At 59.3% G+C, this 486-nt stretch carries 1 protein-coding gene; it reads right to left on the minus strand.

Features of this window, described 5'->3' with window-relative positions; all coding sequences use genetic code 11:
* Positions 1-486, minus strand: a 486-nt coding sequence (locus FDW87_RS21115; protein ID WP_170975123.1) for a hypothetical protein, incomplete at both ends; no start/stop codon positions are given.

Here is a 486-nt window from a genome sequence, read left to right on the forward strand (position 1 = left end):
TGTTGATGGTGTTGTCGTTGCCGTTCACGTCGGTGCCGGTGCCGCCGCCAGTAGCGCCGGTGTCACCATTCACATTAATATCGTTACCATCGCCGTTGATAATCGTCCCGGTATCACCCGGGCCGCCTGCGGTGGAGCCACCATCAACTGTTTTCTGCTGCCCGTCGCCGTCAATAACCGTGGTGTCTGGCCCCGCAAGAGTAAGCTTTCCTGCGCGGTTGTACGACCAGAACAGGTTGTTACTGCCGTACGTTCCCTGCATCACCAGCGCATTGCCCATCACGTTCAGGCTGGTCACGGTCAGGGTTTTGCCGTCCGGCGCGGTCAGCAGGTAGCCGTCGCCCTGCTTGGTAATGGCGAAGGTGGTATTGGTATAAGTGACGCCGTTCACCACCAGCGAGGCAAAGGTCAGGGTTTTCGCGCCCCGGTCAAGGGTAACGCCATTGTCATAAACGGAGGGGGGGGGTATCAGGTGTAACGGGGTCC

This window comes from Citrobacter sp. wls826 (genome assembly GCF_005281245.1).
Taxonomy (GTDB): Bacteria; Pseudomonadota; Gammaproteobacteria; order Enterobacterales; family Enterobacteriaceae; genus Citrobacter; species Citrobacter braakii.